This window comes from Campylobacter sp. (assembly GCF_017646085.1).
Classification (GTDB): domain Bacteria; phylum Campylobacterota; class Campylobacteria; order Campylobacterales; family Campylobacteraceae; genus Campylobacter.
This window is the reverse complement of the sequence record NZ_JAGCNF010000091.1, coordinates 1-2,827: the sequence shown is the minus strand read 5'-3', so window position 1 is coordinate 2,827 and position 2,827 is coordinate 1. Positions and strand designations below refer to the sequence as shown.

3 protein-coding genes and 1 pseudogene are annotated in these 2,827 nt (G+C 30.6%); all 4 read right to left on the bottom strand.

Annotation, left to right across the window (positions count from 1 at the left end; translation table 11 throughout):
- A pseudogene (locus J6V67_RS04875) lies at positions 1-205 on the bottom strand (N-acetyltransferase); the annotation flags it as partial.
- Complete coding sequence (locus J6V67_RS04870; protein WP_291859578.1) at positions 195-593, bottom strand: FdtA/QdtA family cupin domain-containing protein; 399 nt, start codon at positions 591-593, stop codon at positions 195-197. The gene J6V67_RS04870 and the pseudogene J6V67_RS04875, both read right to left, overlap by 11 nt.
- On the bottom strand, positions 583-1,875 hold the full coding sequence (locus J6V67_RS04865; RefSeq protein WP_291859575.1) for a glycosyltransferase: 1,293 nt from the start codon (positions 1,873-1,875) through the stop codon (positions 583-585). The genes J6V67_RS04870 and J6V67_RS04865 overlap by 11 nt, the downstream gene beginning before the upstream one ends.
- Positions 1,868-2,827, bottom strand: a 960-nt coding sequence (gene rfbB / locus J6V67_RS04860; RefSeq protein ID WP_291859571.1) for a dTDP-glucose 4,6-dehydratase, incomplete at its 5' end; no start/stop codon positions are given. The genes J6V67_RS04865 and rfbB, both read right to left, overlap by 8 nt.

Sequence of the window (2,827 nt, the reverse complement as noted above, 5' to 3'; positions counted from 1 at the left end):
CTTCTATTGTAATGCCATCCCAAATTTGAACACCGCATTTTATAGTTACATTATTACCTATCTTTACATCATTCTCAATAAAGCAATGTGAACAAATATTACAATTATCACCTATAATTGCACCGGGCAATACAACACAAAATTGCCAAATATTTGTATTGTTTCCAATATTTTGACTTTGAACATCTGATAATTTATGAATCATTTGCTACCTTTAAAAACTCATTGTAATCTCTTATATACTCACTCTCATTATAAAAATCACTAGCTAAAACCATTAATCTGCAATCGCTAGAGAAATTGCGCATAATCCGCCACATATTTACCCCGATATATAGACCTATATTAGGCGAATTTAGTTTAATTATCTCTTTATTTTTCCCATTATCTAGCTCAAATTCGCAACTCCCAGCCAGTGCTACTACAACTTGCTCAAGCCTAGTATGAGCGTGAAAACCCCTAGGTTCGGTATTCGTATCATAGATATAATATACTCTTTTGATATCAAATGGAATATTTTTTAAAGATTCCAAGCTCACTAGTTTTCCGCGTTCATCACCTATAACATTGAAATTTAAAATTTTATAATTCAATCAACCCTCTTTTTAATAAATATTTTTTAGAATAATTATATAACATTAAAATAGATTTTCTTTTTAATGAAAGCCTTGTAGTTGAAATTTGGGAGATAAATTTGACTTTACCTTTACCGCTATTTTGCAATGGAACACCGCTAATTTCTTCTAATACTTTTAAAGTATGTTTTAAACGAAAGCCTTTTTCTATTGCTTCATTAGCAGCAGATACAATATCCAATCTTTTATTCTCATTAGCAAGGAGATCTTTTACTGTCTGCCTTGCCTCATAAGCATTTGTAAAAGTTGATATAGGCACTTTAGGAAATAGACTTTTTAATTTTGATTTATACTCACTAACCAAACATGCATTAGATGCTAAAATATCACACACTCTCCACGAAAATCCACTAACTGCTTGAATAACATTGATATTAATTCCTATTTTTGCACTATTGTATAGATCCTCATTATGTTTAAGCGAGTATAATGTTTTAGGATTATAACTAAGAGCTAAATATGGCTCATTTGTTTCATAATCCGTCCATCCGCTATTGCCATATATAGCCAACCCCAAATCGGCAATATTTGCCAAAACTCGTATTCTATTTCTATCAGATAAAGCTGCTATATAATATGGAATATTAAAATGCTCTTTAATCTTTTGAGTTATATTATACTTTTTGACAAGATTTTCAAATGTGACAAATGGATCTTCTTCTAATTCATTTAATAAGGATACAAAAGTTTCTTTTTCTTCTTGACTTATATCATCTTTTATAAATTTATAAATTCTATTAGTATGAAATTTAGTTCCTAAAAATACAATATTATGCTTTGTTTCCATCGGTTTAGCAGTAATTTCACTAAAAAATGGAACTAACGCTATCTTGTTATCTTTAATTCCAAATTCGTTCTTTAAAATTTCTATTGATTCTTCTTGGCAAGAGATAAAAAATATAGTATCTTTATCCCTTTTTAACTCTTCTTTATTTTGGTAGTATATTGGCGAATCTACTTCATAAATTAAAACCGGACATTGACATATTTTATAAATATTGCCCCCCCCTAAAGAGTTATTAAATAAAATTGCTAAATCTGGATTAAATTCATCTATTTGTTTTTTTAACTCTAAAGTCAGTTGTCTATCATCTCCAAGAAAATAGTTATGCAAATGTACAAATACATCATTTACAGCTTTTATTAAACCATTAATAAAAGATTCATAAAAGCAAGCTATAGCGTATGGATTATTTTTATCTTGTATACCATTATAAAAACTTAAAAAAACTTTAGCCATTATTTTTATCCTTAATTATATTAAATTTCAAATACCATCTTACGGTCTTTTCGATACCTTCGCTAAAGCTTACACTAGGACTCCAACCAAGCTCTCTTTTAATCTTAGTACAATCAATTGCATATCGCCTATCATGCCCAGCTCGATCTGCGACAAAAGAAATTTGATTAGCATATGAAGTTCCATCAGCCTTAGGAGAGATACGATCTAAAATATCGCAAATCTCACCCACTACTTCTAAATTGGTTTTTTCACTATTTCCGCCTATATTAAAAGTCTCTCCATAAAATTTAGAATGAAACACAGCATCAATCCCGCTACAATGATCCTTTACATATAGCCAATCTCGAATATTTTTTCCATCACCATAAATCGGGATTGGATTGCCCGCTAAAGCATTGCGAATAATTGTAGGTATTAACTTCTCATTATGTTGCTTTGGACCATAGTTATTTGAACAATTTGTAATAAATGTATTTAATCCATAAGTATGATGATAACTCCTAACCAGTATATCGCTTGAAGCCTTAGAGGCACTATAAGGTGAATTTGGAGCATAAGGCGTATCTTCTGTGAAGTATCCACTCTCTCCCAAAGAGCCAAAAACCTCATCAGTGCTAATATGATGAAATGCACGATTTTCCTTACCAGCTTTTGGCTTAAATGGCGCATCAAACCAGCTCAAATACGCACTATGAAGTAAGGTAAAAGTCCCATTTACATTGGTCTTGACAAAAACATCTGGAGTTTTAATAGAGTTATCCACATGAGATTCAGCTGCAAAATGAATCACATCTGTAATATCATAATCCTTAAATATATTTTGCACTAAATTTGCATCACAAATATCGCCTTTGATAAATGTATAGCTAGGATTTGTCCCTATACCAGAAAGATTATCTAAATTTCCAGCATATGTGAGTAGATCTAAATTTATAATGCGATAATTAGG